11 protein-coding genes are annotated in these 15,150 nt (G+C 61.6%); 5 read left to right on the top strand and 6 right to left on the bottom strand.

Features of this window, described 5'->3' with window-relative positions:
* Positions 1–110 precede the first annotated feature (110 nt).
* The 5 genes from JFX23_RS06430 to JFX23_RS06450 all read left to right on the top strand — a co-directional run bounded on the left by JFX23_RS06430 (position 111) and on the right by JFX23_RS06450 (position 9,468).
* On the top strand, positions 111–2,036 hold the full coding sequence (locus tag JFX23_RS06430) for a helicase HerA-like domain-containing protein (RefSeq protein WP_198776224.1): 1,926 nt from the start codon (positions 111–113) through the stop codon (positions 2,034–2,036).
* A 106-nt stretch (positions 2,037–2,142) separates the two neighbouring features.
* Positions 2,143–2,961: a pyrroline-5-carboxylate reductase gene (proC, locus tag JFX23_RS06435; RefSeq protein WP_198776225.1), complete on the top strand. Its 819-nt coding sequence runs from the start codon at positions 2,143–2,145 to the stop codon at positions 2,959–2,961.
* 303 nt (positions 2,962–3,264) lie between these two features.
* Complete coding sequence (gene valS, locus JFX23_RS06440) at positions 3,265–6,000, top strand: valine--tRNA ligase (protein ID WP_198776226.1); 2,736 nt, start codon at positions 3,265–3,267, stop codon at positions 5,998–6,000.
* A 167-nt stretch (positions 6,001–6,167) separates the two neighbouring features.
* Positions 6,168–7,349, top strand: coding sequence for an ATP-binding protein (locus JFX23_RS06445; protein WP_198776227.1), 1,182 nt, complete (start codon positions 6,168–6,170; stop codon positions 7,347–7,349).
* Between the two features lie 226 nt (positions 7,350–7,575).
* Entirely contained in the window at positions 7,576–9,468 is a 1,893-nt protein-coding gene (locus tag JFX23_RS06450; RefSeq protein ID WP_198776228.1) for an AMP-dependent synthetase/ligase, read from the top strand.
* Positions 9,469–9,694: 226 nt separating this feature from the next.
* On the opposite strand, the gene JFX23_RS06455 is transcribed toward JFX23_RS06450, so the two are convergent.
* From JFX23_RS06455 to clpX, 6 genes are all read right to left on the bottom strand, one after another.
* Positions 9,695–10,897, bottom strand: a complete 1,203-nt coding sequence (locus JFX23_RS06455) for an ABC transporter permease (protein ID WP_005964445.1) — start codon at positions 10,895–10,897, stop codon at positions 9,695–9,697.
* On the bottom strand, positions 10,890–11,585 hold the full coding sequence (locus JFX23_RS06460) for an ABC transporter ATP-binding protein (protein ID WP_005964448.1): 696 nt from the start codon (positions 11,583–11,585) through the stop codon (positions 10,890–10,892). Before JFX23_RS06460 ends, JFX23_RS06455 begins: the two co-directional genes overlap by 8 nt.
* On the bottom strand, positions 11,582–12,724 hold the full coding sequence (locus JFX23_RS06465; protein ID WP_198776229.1) for a peptidoglycan-binding protein: 1,143 nt from the start codon (positions 12,722–12,724) through the stop codon (positions 11,582–11,584). Before JFX23_RS06465 ends, JFX23_RS06460 begins: the two co-directional genes overlap by 4 nt.
* Positions 12,721–13,191, bottom strand: coding sequence for a hypothetical protein (locus tag JFX23_RS06470; protein WP_005964453.1), 471 nt, complete (start codon positions 13,189–13,191; stop codon positions 12,721–12,723). Before JFX23_RS06470 ends, JFX23_RS06465 begins: the two co-directional genes overlap by 4 nt.
* 255 nt (positions 13,192–13,446) lie before the next feature.
* On the bottom strand, positions 13,447–13,806 hold the full coding sequence (locus JFX23_RS06475; protein WP_233050649.1) for a chorismate mutase: 360 nt from the start codon (positions 13,804–13,806) through the stop codon (positions 13,447–13,449).
* A 29-nt stretch (positions 13,807–13,835) separates the two neighbouring features.
* Positions 13,836–15,092, bottom strand: coding sequence for an ATP-dependent Clp protease ATP-binding subunit ClpX (clpX, locus tag JFX23_RS06480; RefSeq protein WP_198776230.1), 1,257 nt, complete (start codon positions 15,090–15,092; stop codon positions 13,836–13,838).
* Positions 15,093–15,150: the final 58 nt, after the last annotated feature.

The raw sequence follows: 15,150 nt of genomic DNA on the forward strand, positions 1-15,150 counted from the left end.
GTGGACGGTAGTGTCCTGCGCTCTTGGATTCTGTCTGGGGGAGCGCACATGACGCTTCCTCCCCCTACGATGTTCACAACGGTGCGAAGATGCCCGGGGAAAGGGACGCAATGAGCGAGAACATCGACGATCTCAAGGCTCAACTCGCCGAGGCCGAGGCCCGGGCGAGACAAGCGGAAGCCGAAGCGGCGCATGCGCAGGCGGAGGCGCTGCGCCTCAAACTCGAAGCTGTCAGCGCTGCAGGGTCCGATTCGCTTGGTGAGCCCGATCCGGCGGACGCACAGTCCTCCCCACAAGAACCTTCCCCACAAGCCCCCTGTCAAGGACACTCATCCGCAGAAGACTCCTCACCACAAGAGGCTTCCTCATCGGATTCTTCTCCCTCGTCCTCGGCTTTCATTGATGAGATCCGCCGAGCCTACGATTTCTCCACCCCCTCGATCACGATCGGTACTCTTCTCGACGGTACGACGCGCGTTGTCGGCACGACCACGAAGATGCCCCTTTCCATGTTCAACCGTCACCTCCTAGTCGCCGGAGCGACTGGGACGGGCAAGACCCGCACTCTTCAACTCCTCAGTGAAGGCCTATCCGCAGCGGGCTCTTCAGTCCTTCTATGCGATGTGAAGGGCGATTTGAGCGGCCTCGCCGAGAAGGGCGCCTCCTCCGAAAAACTCCTCGCCCGCACCGCAGCGAATGGTCAAGACTGGACCCCCGACTCCTTCCCTATCGATCTGCTCACCCTCGGTGATGCGAAAAACCAATTCACGGGCATTCCGATTCGTACAAGCCTCAGCGATTTCGGCCCCCTCCTCCTGGCGCGAGCACTCGGCCTCAATTCCACGCAGGAACAGGCCCTCCAGCTCATCTTCGCCTGGGCCGACAAAGAACAACTCGAACTCATCGACCTTCCGGATCTGCGCACAGTCATCTCCTTCCTCACCTCCGAGGAAGGAGCCCCCGAGTTTGCGAACATCGGCGGAGTCTCGAAGGCCACCACGGGTGTCATCCTTAGGGCTCTGACGGTCCTCGAATCTCAAGGGGCCGAACAATTCTTCGGCGCTCCCAGCTTCGACACCCATGATCTCCTCCGCCTCTCCCCCGAGGGCCGAGGCGTGATCTCTCTACTCGACGTCGGAGACATCTCCCAGCGTCCCGCATTAGTGTCCGCACTCATCATGTGGCTCCTCGCCGACCTGTACTCCACACTTCCCGAGGTCGGTGACCTCGAGCTCCCGCGCCTCGTGTTCTTCTTCGACGAAGCCCACCTCCTCTTCGCGGATGCGACGAAAGAGTTCATCCGCCAAGTCGTTCAAACCGTGCGCCTCATCCGTTCAAAAGGAGTTGGCGTCGTCTTCGTGACTCAAACCCCGAAGGACATTCCCGCCGATGTCCTCGCCCAAATCTCTTCGCGGATCCAGCACGGGCTTCGCGCACTCACCCCCGATGAGCACAAGCGCCTCAAAGCGAGTGTTCAGACCTTCCCGAACACCTCCCTCGATCTTGCGGAGATCCTGACGAACCTCGGCACCGGTCAAGCGGTCGTCACGGTTCTCAACGAGCACGGCACACCGACCCCCGTGTCTCCGACCTCCATGTGGGCGCCCGCCTCCCTCATGGGTCCGGCCTCTGCACAGACCCTGGCCCTGACCCTCTCCGCTTCCCCGATCGCTTCGAAGTACTCGACCGCAGTGAATCCCGATTCTGCGCAAGAAAAGCTCATGCAGCGCATGGAAGAGGCCGAGGCTGAAAAGGCTCGACTCGAAGCTGAGAAGCGAGAACTCCTCGAGGCCGAGAAAGCAGCGGCGATGCAGGCGAAGCAAGAGGAGAAGGAGCGAGCCGCCCTCGAACGGGCTCTCGCCAAGGAGAAGGAACGGGCTGAACGGGCCGAGGAGCGGGCCCGCGAGAAGGCGGAGGCCGAAAGGCAACGCAAGGCCGAGCGTCGTGCGAAGCAGGTTGAATCCGTGATCGGCCAAGTGCTTCGGACTGCGGGCTCGGAGATCACCCGTTCCGTTTTCGGGACTCGTCGCCGCTAAAGTCTCCGCCAGTTCCGCTCGTGGACGCCTGTGCGCCACCGAGCATGCACGTACTAGGGTGTGTCCGAGCTCTCATATCGCTCCCTCAACCAGGAAGGACCCCATCATGCGCATCGGATTCATCGGTTCAGGTGCCATGGTCGCCGCCATCGCCAGAGGTGGCGTCGCAGCCGGAATGAACGCTTCGGACTTCCTCTTCACCGACGCTCACGGGGTCCACGCTCCCGCGCTCGCAGCCGAGCTCGGCGCAAGCGTCGCCTCCTCCAATGGTTCCCTCGCCCACCAAGTCGACATCCTCATCCTCGGCGTGAAACCCCATGTGCAAAGCGCGGTCATCAAGATGATCGCGCATATCGTCCGCGAGCGCCCCGAAATGTGCGTCGTTTCCCTCGCCGCCGGACGCACCGTGGAGTCGATCGCGAAGGACTTCGGCGCGGCCGTACCGATCATCCGCGTTATGCCGAACGTGAACGCGCAGATCGGCCGCTCGATGAGCGCGATCTGCTCCTTAGGCGCATCCGAGGAGCAGGTGGCTGCGGTCGAGGCTCTCATGAACAAGGTGGGTCGTTCGATCCGTATTGAGGAGAAGGACTTCCCTGCTTTCCAGGCCCTCGCAGGATGCTCTCCCGCGTGGGTCTTCCAGATCATCGAGGCCTTAGCCAGGGCGGGGGTGAAGCACGGTTTGACGAAGGAGGTCTCCGTTGCAATCGCCGCTCAGGCACTCGCGGGCTCGGCCGAGCTCGTCCTCGAGGCCTCCGAGCAGGGCACGGTTCCCTCCGAGCTCATCGATAGGGTCTGCTCACCCGGGGGCACGACGATCGCGGGGCTGCTCGCCGCTGAAGCGCAGGGCATGTCGACGTGCCTGATCAGCGCCGTCGAAGCTGCGATCGCGCGCGACGCCGAGATCTCCACCCGCACAAGATAGGCGCGTAGGCGGCTTCGCCGGAACCCCTGCGTCACGCAGACGGTCGAGGTCGTCCGAGCCTTCCCCTAAGCCTGAGGATCCGGGGCCCCTTCACGCCTCGAGCCTCCTGACACTGTCCGCCCACATCGGCGCCTGAGCTGGAGTGACATCCCTTTTTCCTTCCTCTTTTTGCTAGTCCCCTTTTTCCTTGCCACCGATGCCGCCCTCGTGAGGATTGACGCGGCATCAGCCTTTGGCCCAGGGCATCTCGGACGATTAAGCTTGGCAGGTACATGTCCACGACTCGGATGGAGAATACAGACTATGGGCGAGCGTCCCGACACCACTGCGACCTCAGTTCCCGCCCCGAAGGTGCCCGAGCGCGTCGGCGCTGAAGGCCTTGAAGCCAAATGGGGCAAGACCTGGGAGGAAGACGGCGTCTACGCCTTCGATCGCACCGCGGTCCGCGAACAGGTCTACTCGATCGACACTCCCCCGCCGACGGTCTCGGGCTCCCTCCACGTCGGCCACGTGTTCTCCTACACGCACACCGACGTCGTCGCCCGCTTCCAGCGCATGACCGGTAAGGCCGTCTTCTACCCGATGGGCTGGGACGACAACGGCCTGCCAACGGAACGCCGCGTGCAGAACTACTACGGTGTGCGCGTCGACCCGACCCTGCCCTACGTTGAGGATTTCGTTCCCCCGCACGAGGGCGGTGAGGGCAAGTCCATCAAGGCGCGTGACCAGCAGCCGATCTCCCGCAAGAACTTCGTGGAGCTGTGTGAACGCCTCACCGTCGAGGACGAGGCGCAATTCGAGGCCCTGTGGCGCTACCTGGGGCTTTCAGTCGATTGGAAGCAGAACTACCAGACCATCGGTAAGCGCGCCCGCAAGATCGCCCAGGCCGCGTTCCTGCGCAACCTCGAACGCGGGGAGGCCTACCAGTCCGAAGCTCCGGGCCTGTGGGACATCACCTTCCAGACGGCGGTCGCCCAGGCCGAGCTCGAATCCCGCGAGTACCCGGGCTTTTATCATCGTCTCGCCTTCCACCTGTGCGATGCGGATGCGGGTGCGAAAGCATCGGCCCTTGGAGCTCCGATCGAGAACGGCCAGGACGTCTGCATCGAAACGACCCGCCCTGAGCTTCTCGCCGCCTGCGTCGCCCTCGTCGCCCACCCGGATGACGAGCGTTACAAGCCGCTCTTCGGCACGAAGGTCGCCTCGCCCGTGTACGGTGTGGAGGTTCCCGTCTTGGCCCACCCCGCAGCTGAAATGGACAAGGGCGCGGGCATCGCCATGTGCTGCACCTTCGGCGACACCACCGACATCGACTGGTGGCGCGATCTTGAGCTGCCTTTGCGCGCGATCTTGCGCAAGGATGGGCGCATCCAGGCTGAGACTCCCGAGTGGATCGTCTCCGACGGCGGGCGCGAGGCTTTCGCCGAGATTGCGGGCAAGACAACCTTCAGTGCCCGCGAGGCCGTGGTCGCCCGTTTGAGGGAGTCTGGTGAATTGCGCGGCGAACCGGTGAAAACCGTGCGTCAGACGAATTTCTTCGAGAAGGGCGATAAGCCCCTTGAGATCGTGACCTCTCGCCAGTGGTATATCCGCAATGGCGGTAAGCCCTGGACGAATCCGGCTTCTAGGCTGGACCTCAACGAGGAGCTGGTGGGCCGTGGCCGCGACCTGAAGTTCCACCCGGATTTCATGCGGGTCCGCTACGAGAACTGGGTGACGGGCCTGAATAACGACTGGCTCGTGTCCAGGCAGCGTTTCTTCGGCGTTCCTTTCCCGCTGTGGTACGAGGTCGATGAGAACGGCGAGGTCGACTATTCGAAGGTCATCACTCCTCGTGAAGACGCCCTCCCGGTTGATCCTTCGACCGATGCACCCGCCGGTTACTCCGAAGAGCAGCGCGGCAAGGCTGGCGGCTTCGTCGGAGAGCTCGACATCATGGACACCTGGGCGACCTCGTCCCTGTCCCCTGAGTTGGCCTGCGGTTGGCTTCATGACGAGGACCTGTTCGAACGGACCTACCCGATGGATCTGCGTCCTCAGGGTCAAGACATTATCCGCACCTGGCTTTTTTCCACGGTCGTGCGCGCGAACCTTGAGTTCGAGGCTCTTCCGTGGCAGCACGCGGGCATCTCCGGGTGGATCCTCGATCCTGACCATAAGAAGATGAGCAAGTCGAAGGGCAATGTCGTCACGCCGATGGGCCTGCTCGAGAAGTACGGTTCGGACGCGGTGCGTTATTGGGCGGCTTCAGCCAGGCTCGGCCTTGATGCGACCTTCGATGAGGCACAGATGAAGATCGGCCGTCGCCTTGCGATCAAGGTCTTCAACGCTTCGAAGTTCGCTTTGACGATGGGCGGGGAGAACACGGCTCTTGATCTTGATCCGGCTCGGATCTCGTTGGAGTTGGATCGTTCGGTGATCGCCGAGCTGCGTCGTGTTATTTCGGTGGCGAGCGATGCTCTGGCCGCTTACGATCATTCGCGCGCTTTGGAGGTCACGGAGTCTTTCTTCTGGACTTTCTGTGATGACTATTTGGAGCTCGTGAAGGAGCGCGCCTACAACCGCGATGGCAAGTGGGCCGAGGACGAGGCCGTTTCAGCCAGGACCGTGCTCGCGATTGTCATTGACACGGTGATCCGCCTGCTCGCCCCCTTCTTGCCCTATGTGACGGAAGAGGTCTGGTCGTGGTATCGCCCCGGCTCGATCCATCGTGCTCCGTGGCCGACGCTTGAGGGGCTCGAGGACGTGGCCGGTGACCCGGAGGTGCTGCGCGCCGCATCCGCAGCACTTATTGCGCTGCGCCGAGTGAAGTCGGAGGCGAAGGTGTCTCCTCGTACGCCTTTCCTCAAGGTCAGCCTTGAGGTGCCACAGGCTTCGAAGGCGGCGATCGAGGGGGTTCTCGCGGATCTCAGCGCCGCGTCGAAGGTCGAGGGGTCCTTTGAGCTTGTCTCCTACGAGGCGGCCGAAGATGGCGAGGCTGAAACTCGCGTCGTCTCCTTCGAACTCGGCGAGGCTCCGGCCAAGCGCAAGAAGGCCTGATCCTTGTGATCCCGACCAGTGGGCATCGGCATTCGCCGGTGCCCACTTGGCGTCATTGGTGCTTCGAGGAGCGCTGGCTCTCACACGTCGCAAGCTCGCCCGTATAGCTTTGTATAGCCCTGTATAACAAAACCCTATACAGGGTTATACGAAGCTATAATCAGTGCATGGACGCGTCATCGAATCCTTACACCCCCGGCTCTGGCCGCCCGCCCGTTGAGCTGGTCGGCCGTAACGAGGATCTTAAGCTCTTCTCTTCACTCATCACCCGAAGCGCCCGTAGTCTTGGCCCCGATCAGCCGATTCTCCTCCTCGGATTGCGCGGCGTCGGCAAGACGGTGCTGCTCAACCGTATGCTTCAGGAGGCAGAGAACGCGGACTGGGTTGCAGTGAAGTTTGAAGCCAGTCCGGGAACAGCCGGGGCCACCACGGCGCGCCAGATCCTCATCCAGGGATTGAACGCCGCATCTTTCGCCCGATCCGCACAGGCATCCACATCGCGCGTCCGTCAGATGCTCGCCACGATCACATCTTTCAACATCTCCCTCGGGCTCACCGATGTGTCCTTCGGCGTTGCCCGAGACCCCGGTCGGGCGTCGACGAGCAACTATGAACTCAATCTACTCGACGCCGTCATCGACACCGCAGAGGTCCTCCGCGACGAAAACAAGGGAATCGCGTTTTTCATCGACGAACTCCAAGACCTCGACCCCGGTCTGCTTGCAGCTCTGCTCTCGTGCCAGCACGAGTGCAGCCAACGTGCACTGCCTTTCTACATCATTGGAGCGGGACTACCGAATCTTCCCAAGATCCTCGCAGAAACGAAGTCCTACGCGGAGAGGATGTTCAATGTTCGTATTATCGATTCCCTCAACGCCGAAGAGACCCGTGCGGCATTCCTCGGCCCCGCACACGCCATGGATGCAGAATTCGACGATATAGCTCTCGGAATCCTTGCCAAGGCCTCCCAAGGCTACCCCTACTTCATCCAGGAGCTCGGCTCCGCCATGTGGAGGGTCGCCGAGGGTTCTCCTTTCACCGTGCACGACGCCCGTAACGCTCTTCTTCTCGGTTTCGCACAGCTCGACTCGGGTTTCTTTCCGGCCCGTTGGGATCGGGCGACGCCCGCAGAACGGAATTACCTATCGGCGATGGTATTCGACGGCCCTCAGCCCTCGACAACTTCTTCCATTGCCGAGCGCTTGGGCAAGAAGGTGCAGTCTCTCGGGCCCATCCGGGCCTCTCTCATCTCCAAGGGTCTCATCTACTCACCCGAGCTCGGCAGAGTCGCTTTCACAGTCCCTGGCTTCCACGATTTCATCCAACGCCGCACGACCCTCGCCGAATAGAGTTCTTCTCGTCTTCCGTCCACCTCAGCGCTACTACGACAAAACCCCTCTTTCCCAGCGCAGCATCTCAGGCCCGCTGTCCTTAGTGGTGGCTGGAGCGAAGCTGATCGTGCCCTTTGAGGCATCCGATCCTCCTTCCTCATCATCTTCTCTTCCCCCTTATCCAAGCCGACACACGGTTTAGGCTGGATGCACTCCCCTCATGCACACCCGGATAGGAGCTCCGATGACCCCAGATGAAAATCCCGTCGAGGAGGACCTCGCTCAGGACGCCGAACTCGCAGAAGAGGGCGCGACGAACGCCCTCGAATGGCATGCTCCGACCCTCGTGCGCATCGACGACTCAACGACAATTCCTTTCCTCCTCAAGCAAAGAGTGCAGCGTTCAGCTCCTCGTCCCCTGATCCTGCGAAAACTTGGCATGGGCGATGCATGGCGGCCCCTGAGTGCCCGAGGTTTTTACGAGGAAGTCCAACAGGTCGCGGCCGGGCTCATCGCACGAGGATTAGCGCCAGGTCAAAGAATCGCGATCATGAGCCGCACCCGCTACGAGTGGACTCTCCTGGACTTCGCATCCTGGAGCGCGGGTTTGATCCCGGTGCCCATCTACGAGACGAGTTCAATCGAGCAAGTCACCCATGTCCTCTCCGATGCCGAAGTCGACCTGGTCATCACCGAGACCGTGTCAATGGCGGAGATCGTGCGCGCCGCCGCTGAGCGGAGCGGCCGCCACCGCGTCACCGTTCTCTCCCTCGACTCCGAAGCGATTGAGACCCTCATCGCAGAGGGCGCGGGCATTCCCCGCACTCAAGTCACGGCGCGCACTGATGCCCTGAGGAAAGACGATATCGCCACGATCGTGTACACCTCGGGAACGACCGGCACCCCTAAGGGCACCGTGCTCACCCACGAGAACTTCACGAACCTGTGCCTCAACGCCCACGCGTGGATGCCGGAAATCGCAGCGGGGAAGGACTCGCGCCTCTTGCTCTTCCTTCCCCTCGCGCATGTGTTTGCCCGTTTCTTACAGGTTTTCCAAATCAGCGGTAACGGGGTTTTGGCCCATGTTCCGAATATTAAGAACCTGCTGCCCGACCTCGCGTCCTTTAAGCCTTCCTACCTGCTGGTGGTGCCTCGCGTCTTGGAGAAGATCTACAACTCGGCTGACGCTAAAGCCTCGAAAGGCGCGAGGAAAACAATCTTCCGCTGGGCGGCCCATGTGGCGATTGAATACTCCAAGGCCTTGGACACCGCTGAGGGGCCCTCGCGTTCGCTGCGAGCCCAGCGTGCTCTGGCGGACAAACTCGTCTACCAGAATATTGTGAAACTGGTGGGCGGTAACGCGCGCTACATCGTGTCGGGCGGCGCTCCCTTGGCGACCTGGCTCGGCCACTTCTACCGGGGGTTGGGCATCCCCGTCTTGGAGGGCTACGGTCTGACGGAAACAGTGGGGCCGGTGTCGGTCAATACCCCCAGTCTGTCGAAGATCGGGACCGTGGGCCCCGCATTGCCGCCTATGTCCTTCAAGATTTCCGACGAGGGCGAGATTCTCCTCAAAGGTCCCTCTGTTTTCCATGGCTACAATAACGACCCCGAGGCGAGCGCTGCTTGCTTCACCGAAGATGGATGGTTCAAGACAGGAGACTTGGGTTCTTTGGATCGTGACGGTTATGTGCGGATCACGGGGCGTGCGAAGGAGATCATCGTGACCGCTGGGGGCAAGAACGTCGCCCCGGCCCTCTTGGAGAACCCGATGCGTTCTCATCCTTTGATTTCGCAGGTCCTCGTTGTCGGCGATCAGCGGCCCTTCGTGTCGGCGATCATCACCCTTGATGCGGAAATGCTTCCCGTGTGGTTGGAGTCTCACGGCCTGCCTCCCATGAGTGTTGCCGATGCGAGGACGAACGTCGAAGTTCTTGCCTCCTTGCAAAAGGCTGTGGACTCTGCGAACGCTCATGTGTCCCGCGCCGAGTCGATCCGTAAGTTCACGGTCCTCGCATCGGATTTCACCGAGGCGAATGGGATGCTCACTCCCTCTTTGAAAGTCAAACGCGGTGAGGCGGTGCAGCGTCTCACCCCCATCATTGATGAGCTCTACGGCGGCCCTGTTCAGGCATGAGTTCCCTGTACAAGCCCGAGTTTCCCTCCGCACTTGAGTCACCTTTGCAAGCCTGAGTCCCACGCAAGCCTGAGCCCCCGATTACGGGAGCGAAAGCTGGTGACCGCACCCTGGGGCGCAGGATGCTGGCAGCATGCAGTTGGGCCCGCCGACCATATGGTCGGCGGGCCCAACTGTTCGCGTGAATACCCCTTCCAGGGCTGGATGCGCCTTTTGAGCTGAGCTCCTACTGGGCGTTGAGCGCCGCGGTCGGAGGGGTACGCGAGGCGCGAACCGCCGGGTAGAGACCCGCGACAGCGCCAATGAGCATCGTGACCGACAGGCCCGCGACGACGACATACCACGGCAGGGTGAAGGGCCAGCCGTTAGCGACACTCATGCCGAGCGTGACGCCAATGCCGAGCACGCACCCGGCGGCTCCGCCCAAGAAGGCCAGCAGAAGTGCTTCGGCGAGGAACTGGATGAGGATATGACCGCGCATAGCGCCCAGAGAGCGCCTTAAGCCGATCTCCCTTCGTCTCTCCAGCACCGAGATAATCATCGTGTTCGCCACGCCAATGCCACCGACCAGCAGAGCAATCGAACCGACTCCGACCAGCAGAGCAGTGAAGGTCTGATCTGCCGCGTTCTTGGCCGCGAGGGCGTCAGAGGGGCGCGAAACCTCGACCGAAGTCGGATTCTTCGGGCTGAGGGTGGGGCCCAGCAGGGCACGCACGTCCTCGACCTTGTCCTCGGCCGAACGCTCGTAGACCGTGGTCGGCTCACCCTTGTAGTCGAACTGCTGTTTCGCAATTTCCGTGCCGATCAGCGCGGCATTATCCAGTTCGGGTGCAAGGGTCACGGGGTCGAGGATGCCGATGACCGTGAAGGATGTGTTGCCGATCCAGACCTGGGTGCCCGGATTGACGACGCCGAGCAGCTGAGCGGCTCTGGCTCCCAGAACCGTCGCAGGATAGCCGGCTGTGGCGTCATTGAGCCACGTGCCCTTTGCGACCGAACCGGCGACAACGTCAAGCAGGGACTGTTCGGCAGCCATGGTGATCGTACCGCCCGTCGCGTTCTTGTCGACGAGGCGGGAACGGTAGACCGACACTCCCGAAAGCGTGGAGGTGGAGGTCGCCTTCTCAACGCCATCAATCAGGCGGGTTCGTCCGACTGCGTCACTGGGCAGCTTCGTGGACACACCAGACAGGTCGTTACCGGCCTGAGCGGTGAGCATATTGGTGCCCAGTGCACGCAACTGTTCGGCGAGCTGCGCCTGGCTGGATGTGGAAACGCCGATGACGCCCACCATGGCGGCGATACCGATGGCGATCCCCAGTGCGGAGAGAATCGCGCGCGTCGGACGGGCGCGGATCCCGGTTCCACCCAGGCGCGCCACGTCAGACCAACGCAGTTTTGAATGCATATTCATGGAGTGCTCAGACATGGGCCACCTCTTTGGCGGCGGAATCGTGAACGATGCGCCCATCCTTGATGGCGATCTGTCGGGGCAGCTGCAAGGCGAGATCGTTGTCGTGAGTGATGACGACGATGGTGGTGCCCTGTTCGTGGAGCTCATGGAGCAGCTCTACGATGGACGCACCCGACACGGAGTCGAGGTTGCCCGTGGGCTCGTCTGCCAGCAGCAGCGGCGGATCGCCGACAACAGCGCGGGCGATGGCAACGCGCTGACGCTCGCCGCCCGACATCTGATGGGGCTTGTGATAGAGGCGGTGGGACAGTCCAACGCGAATGAGAGCAGCTTCAGCTTTCTGTCGTCTTTCAGCGCGTGGTACCCCGAGGTAGAGAAGGCCGTCGGCGACGTTATCGATCGCGTTCATGCCTTCAGAGAGGTGGAACTGCTGGAAGACGAAGCCGATGAGGTGAGCGCGCAGAGCCGACAACTTGCGGTCCGAGAGCCGCGAGACGTCGATCCCATCGATCTCAACCGTGCCCGAGGTGGGACGGTCGAGGGTCCCGATGAGGTTGAGCAAGGTGGACTTGCCCGACCCCGACGGGCCGACGATCGCGACGAATTCCCCCCGCTCGATTGCGAGGCTGACCCCGGCGCAGGCCGCCACGGGCGGTTCGCCATAGGTGCGGCGCACGTCATGCAGTGACAGGATTCGGCTCATCGGTCGGGCACCACCACGCGCTGGTTCTCAGACAGCTCGTCGCTGGTCACTTCGACACGGTCCCCGGCGAAGAGGCCAGTTGTCACCGGCACCTTGCGCGTGGTGTTGTCATCATTCACCACCTCGACTCCGAACTGGTCGGGAGTGAGGGCGATGAGGGCACTCAAGGGCACCGACAAAACGTTTTCGCGCTTTTCGCTGATGAGTCCGAGAGTCACTGAAGCCTCTTGCAGGTTCTTCGTCGCCTCCGGGTCGTCGGGCGTCACAGTGATCGGGATAATCCGTTCCTTTTCGGAACTCGAGTCCTGCGAAGAATCAGAGTTCTTCTGGTCACCCGCAGCGGACTTATCCGTCGGAGGCTCCACAGCGGAGATCGTCCCCGTGGTCGTCTCCCCGCCGGGCAGGCGGATCTTGACGCTATTGCCCACCACACCGAGCTTCTGGTCGGAAAGCTTGAGGTTGGCGCTGATAATCTGGCGCGTGCTTGAGACATTGAACAGGTCCGTCTCGGCATTCGCGCGATCCCCGACGCGAGCGATCATGGTCCCCACGCGCAGGTCCTCAGGTGCGAAGACCACGCGGCCCAGCGGCAGGATGCCGTTCTGGACGAGGTCGTTGTCTTTCTGCCACTTTTGGATCGCGGAACGTGTGAGCCAGTCGTAGTGAGAATTCGGTTCCCCAGTGAAGTAGCCGAGCTGTTGGAGCGCGGTTTCCAGCTGGGTGACATCCTCACCGTTACTCATATCGGGTTCGAAGGTGCGCCATGCAGGAGTGTTGCCGTGCATGAGGTAGCTGGGTTCGTCACCGATCTGGTGGATCATGTCGCCCTGTGTCAGGGTCGTGCCGGGGGTTGGCAGCTTCGTGACGACGCCTTCAAAGGCGCCGCGGAACTTGTAGCGGTCTGCGTAGTGCAGGGTCCCGACTGCCGTGGTCTCGCCTTCAAGGGTGCCGCGCGTGACGACATCAGTGGAGCCCGTGAAGACGTTCCCTTCTGATTCGTTCTTCTCAGCGGCGGAGAAGGTGCCGAGGGCGGCAGCCGTTCCCACTCCGACGAGCCCTAATGCCAGAACAATGGTGGCGCCGATGATCACCTTGCGGCGCTTACGCGCGGGTTTCGTGTCTGTTGACTCCGCGGTCATTTGGTTTGCGCCCCCTGGTTGCTGAAGCACTTCTGCAGGGCATCGGAGGGGATGTCCTTCACATTCAGGCCCTTGCCGACCTCGGGATCTGCGACGTCGTAGCCGAGGTCGCGCAGGCATTCAGCGCCCTTGACGAGCTGTTCTTGAGCCGCGGGATCCTTGGTGAGGTCGTTCTCCTCGCCGAGGGCGGGGCCGACCTTCTGCTGACACTCGTTGATCGCATCGTTGAAGGCGTCGGAGGTGTCGTTGAGGTTGTCTGCGGTCAGACCGGTGTCCGGCACATCGAAGCCCTTGTCGCGCATGCACTGGGCAAAGATGAGGGTCGCGTCCTCTGCGGATTTGACGGTGCTCGAGGCGTTGGCACCGGGCTTGTCGCCCGAGGCATTGGAAGAGCAGGCGCCGAGAAGGCCCATGGTGAGTGCCAGGCCGGCAGCGACAAGGATGTGGCCGGATCGGTGATTCTTCATGTGAAGACTCCTTGTATTTTTCGGTGTCAGTGCGGCGGGTCCCGCTCGCTGTCTGACATTTAAGGGAGCTTTTCTGGGAGTTTCCTCGAAGGAAGCAGCAACTCAGCCAAGAATGCGCAAAATGTGAAGGACGCTACCCTAAAGCGAGAGGATCAGCGCCTAAGAGCACAGGATGCTGTCCCCCGCCCTACAGAGAGAATGAGGCCAGGCCCTACAGAGAGAATGAGGCCAGCGCAGATCATGCCCGCCTTGGCTTTACTCGCCGCTCTCGTACTCGGCTTTGATGTCCTCGTGGTGGCGGATGACTTCGGTAATCATGAAGGCGAGGAATTTCTGAGCAAAATCAGGGTCGAGACCAGATTGTTCGGCGAGGGCCCGCAGGCGGGCAACCTGACGAGCCTCACGGGCAGGATCAGCGGGCGGCAGTTCGTTGAGGGCTTTAATGTGGCCGACACGCTGAGTGCAGCGGAAGCGTTCAGCGAGGATATGGACGAGGGCCGCGTCAATATTGTCAATCGTTTGGCGCGCAGCGGCGAGCTCTGGGGGGATGTCAAGACCAGCAGGATCCGCAGGCCCATGATTGACACGATTCGCTTCGTGCCCCGACTCACTCATGGCTTCTCCCCCGTTCATTTCCCCGCCCCTCAAGCGGAGCGAATGTCGTCGCCTCGCTGCGCGTAGAGTTCAGGCTCCCCTGTTCCCTCAACATACTCGCGGGTGATGACGACACGTGCGACGTCGTCTCGGCTGGGAAGCTCAAACATGAGGTCCGACAGGGTCTGTTCCATGATCGAGGACAGGCCACGCGCCCCTGTCTTGCGTTCATTGGCGAGGGCGGCAATGGCGAGCAGCGCCTCATGAGTGAACTCCAAGTCGATCCCGTCGAGTTCGAAGAGGTGCTGGTACTGGCGCAGCAAAGAGTTCTTGGGTTCTGTCAGCACCTTCACGAGGTCTTCCTCGGCGAGTTCCTTCGTGGAGGTCAGGACGGGGAGACGACCGATGAATTCGGGAATCATGCCGAACTTATGGAGGTCTTCCGGGGTGATCGCCTCGTACAGGTCCCCCATCTCCGCTTTCGATTTCAAATCGGAACCGAAACCTGTGGATCGCTGCCCGATGCGGGCTTTCACGATGTCTTCAATGCCTGCGAAGGCGCCGGCGGCGATGAAGAGGATCCCGGAGGTGTCGATTTCAAGGAATTGCTGGTGGGGGTGTTTTCGCCCGCCCTGCGGGGGCACTGAGGCGACCGTCCCTTCAATGATCTTGAGGAGGGCCTGCTGGACGCCCTCGCCAGAGACATCCCGGGTGATGGAGGCGTTCTCGCCTTTGCGCCCGATCTTGTCGATCTCATCGACGTAGATGATGCCGCGCTCGGCTTTCTTAATGTCGCCGTCGGCCTCTTGGATGAGGCGTAGGAGGATGTTCTCAACGTCTTCGCCGACGTATCCGGCTTCTGTGAGGGCAGTCGCGTCGACGATCACGAAGGGGACGTGCAAGAGCCTGGCGAGGCTGCGCGCAAGGTGCGTCTTTCCGGTGCCCGTTGGGCCCAGGAGGAGGATATTCGACTTGGTGCCGAGCATGTCCTCCTCATTACCGGCCTCGCGCGAGCGAACCCGCTTGTAGTGGTTGTACACGGCAACAGAGAGTGCACGTTTGGCTCTGTCTTGGCCGATCACCCACGAATCGAGGAACTCCTTGACTTCGCGGGGCGTGGGCAGGGGGGTTGAGGAGGTCTCAGTGGACTTTTCGCCGAGTTCTTCTTCGATGATCTCGTTGCACAGCTCAATGCACTCGTCGCAGATGTAGACACCGGAACCGCCGATGAGCTTGCGAACCTGCTTCTGGCTCTTCCCGCAGAAGGAGCATTTGAGTAGTTCAGCTCCGTCGGTCAATCGAGCCACGGCTGGCCTCCCACTATTTCGGGGCGCCCACGATGGTGGGCACACGCTTCACAGTTTC

The sequence above is a fragment of the Schaalia cardiffensis genome, from assembly GCF_016405145.1.
In the GTDB taxonomy this organism is placed as follows: domain Bacteria; phylum Actinomycetota; class Actinomycetes; order Actinomycetales; family Actinomycetaceae; genus Pauljensenia; species Pauljensenia cardiffensis.

Bases quoted from the DNA above. Each gene is read 5' to 3' on its own strand.
- JFX23_RS06430 (WP_198776224.1), top strand. From the start codon at position 111: ATGAGCGAGAACATCGACGATCTCAAGGCTCAACTCGCCGAGGCCGAG.
- proC (WP_198776225.1), top strand. From the start codon at position 2,143: ATGCGCATCGGATTCATCGGTTCAGGTGCCATGGTCGCCGCCATCGCC.
- valS (WP_198776226.1), top strand. From the start codon at position 3,265: ATGGGCGAGCGTCCCGACACCACTGCGACCTCAGTTCCCGCCCCGAAG.
- JFX23_RS06445 (WP_198776227.1), top strand. From the start codon at position 6,168: ATGGACGCGTCATCGAATCCTTACACCCCCGGCTCTGGCCGCCCGCCC.
- JFX23_RS06450 (WP_198776228.1), top strand. From the start codon at position 7,576: ATGACCCCAGATGAAAATCCCGTCGAGGAGGACCTCGCTCAGGACGCC.
- JFX23_RS06455 (WP_005964445.1), bottom strand. From the start codon at position 10,897: ATGTCTGAGCACTCCATGAATATGCATTCAAAACTGCGTTGGTCTGAC.
- JFX23_RS06460 (WP_005964448.1), bottom strand. From the start codon at position 11,585: ATGAGCCGAATCCTGTCACTGCATGACGTGCGCCGCACCTATGGCGAA.
- JFX23_RS06465 (WP_198776229.1), bottom strand. From the start codon at position 12,724: ATGACCGCGGAGTCAACAGACACGAAACCCGCGCGTAAGCGCCGCAAG.
- JFX23_RS06470 (WP_005964453.1), bottom strand. From the start codon at position 13,191: ATGAAGAATCACCGATCCGGCCACATCCTTGTCGCTGCCGGCCTGGCA.
- JFX23_RS06475 (WP_233050649.1), bottom strand. From the start codon at position 13,806: ATGAGTGAGTCGGGGCACGAAGCGAATCGTGTCAATCATGGGCCTGCG.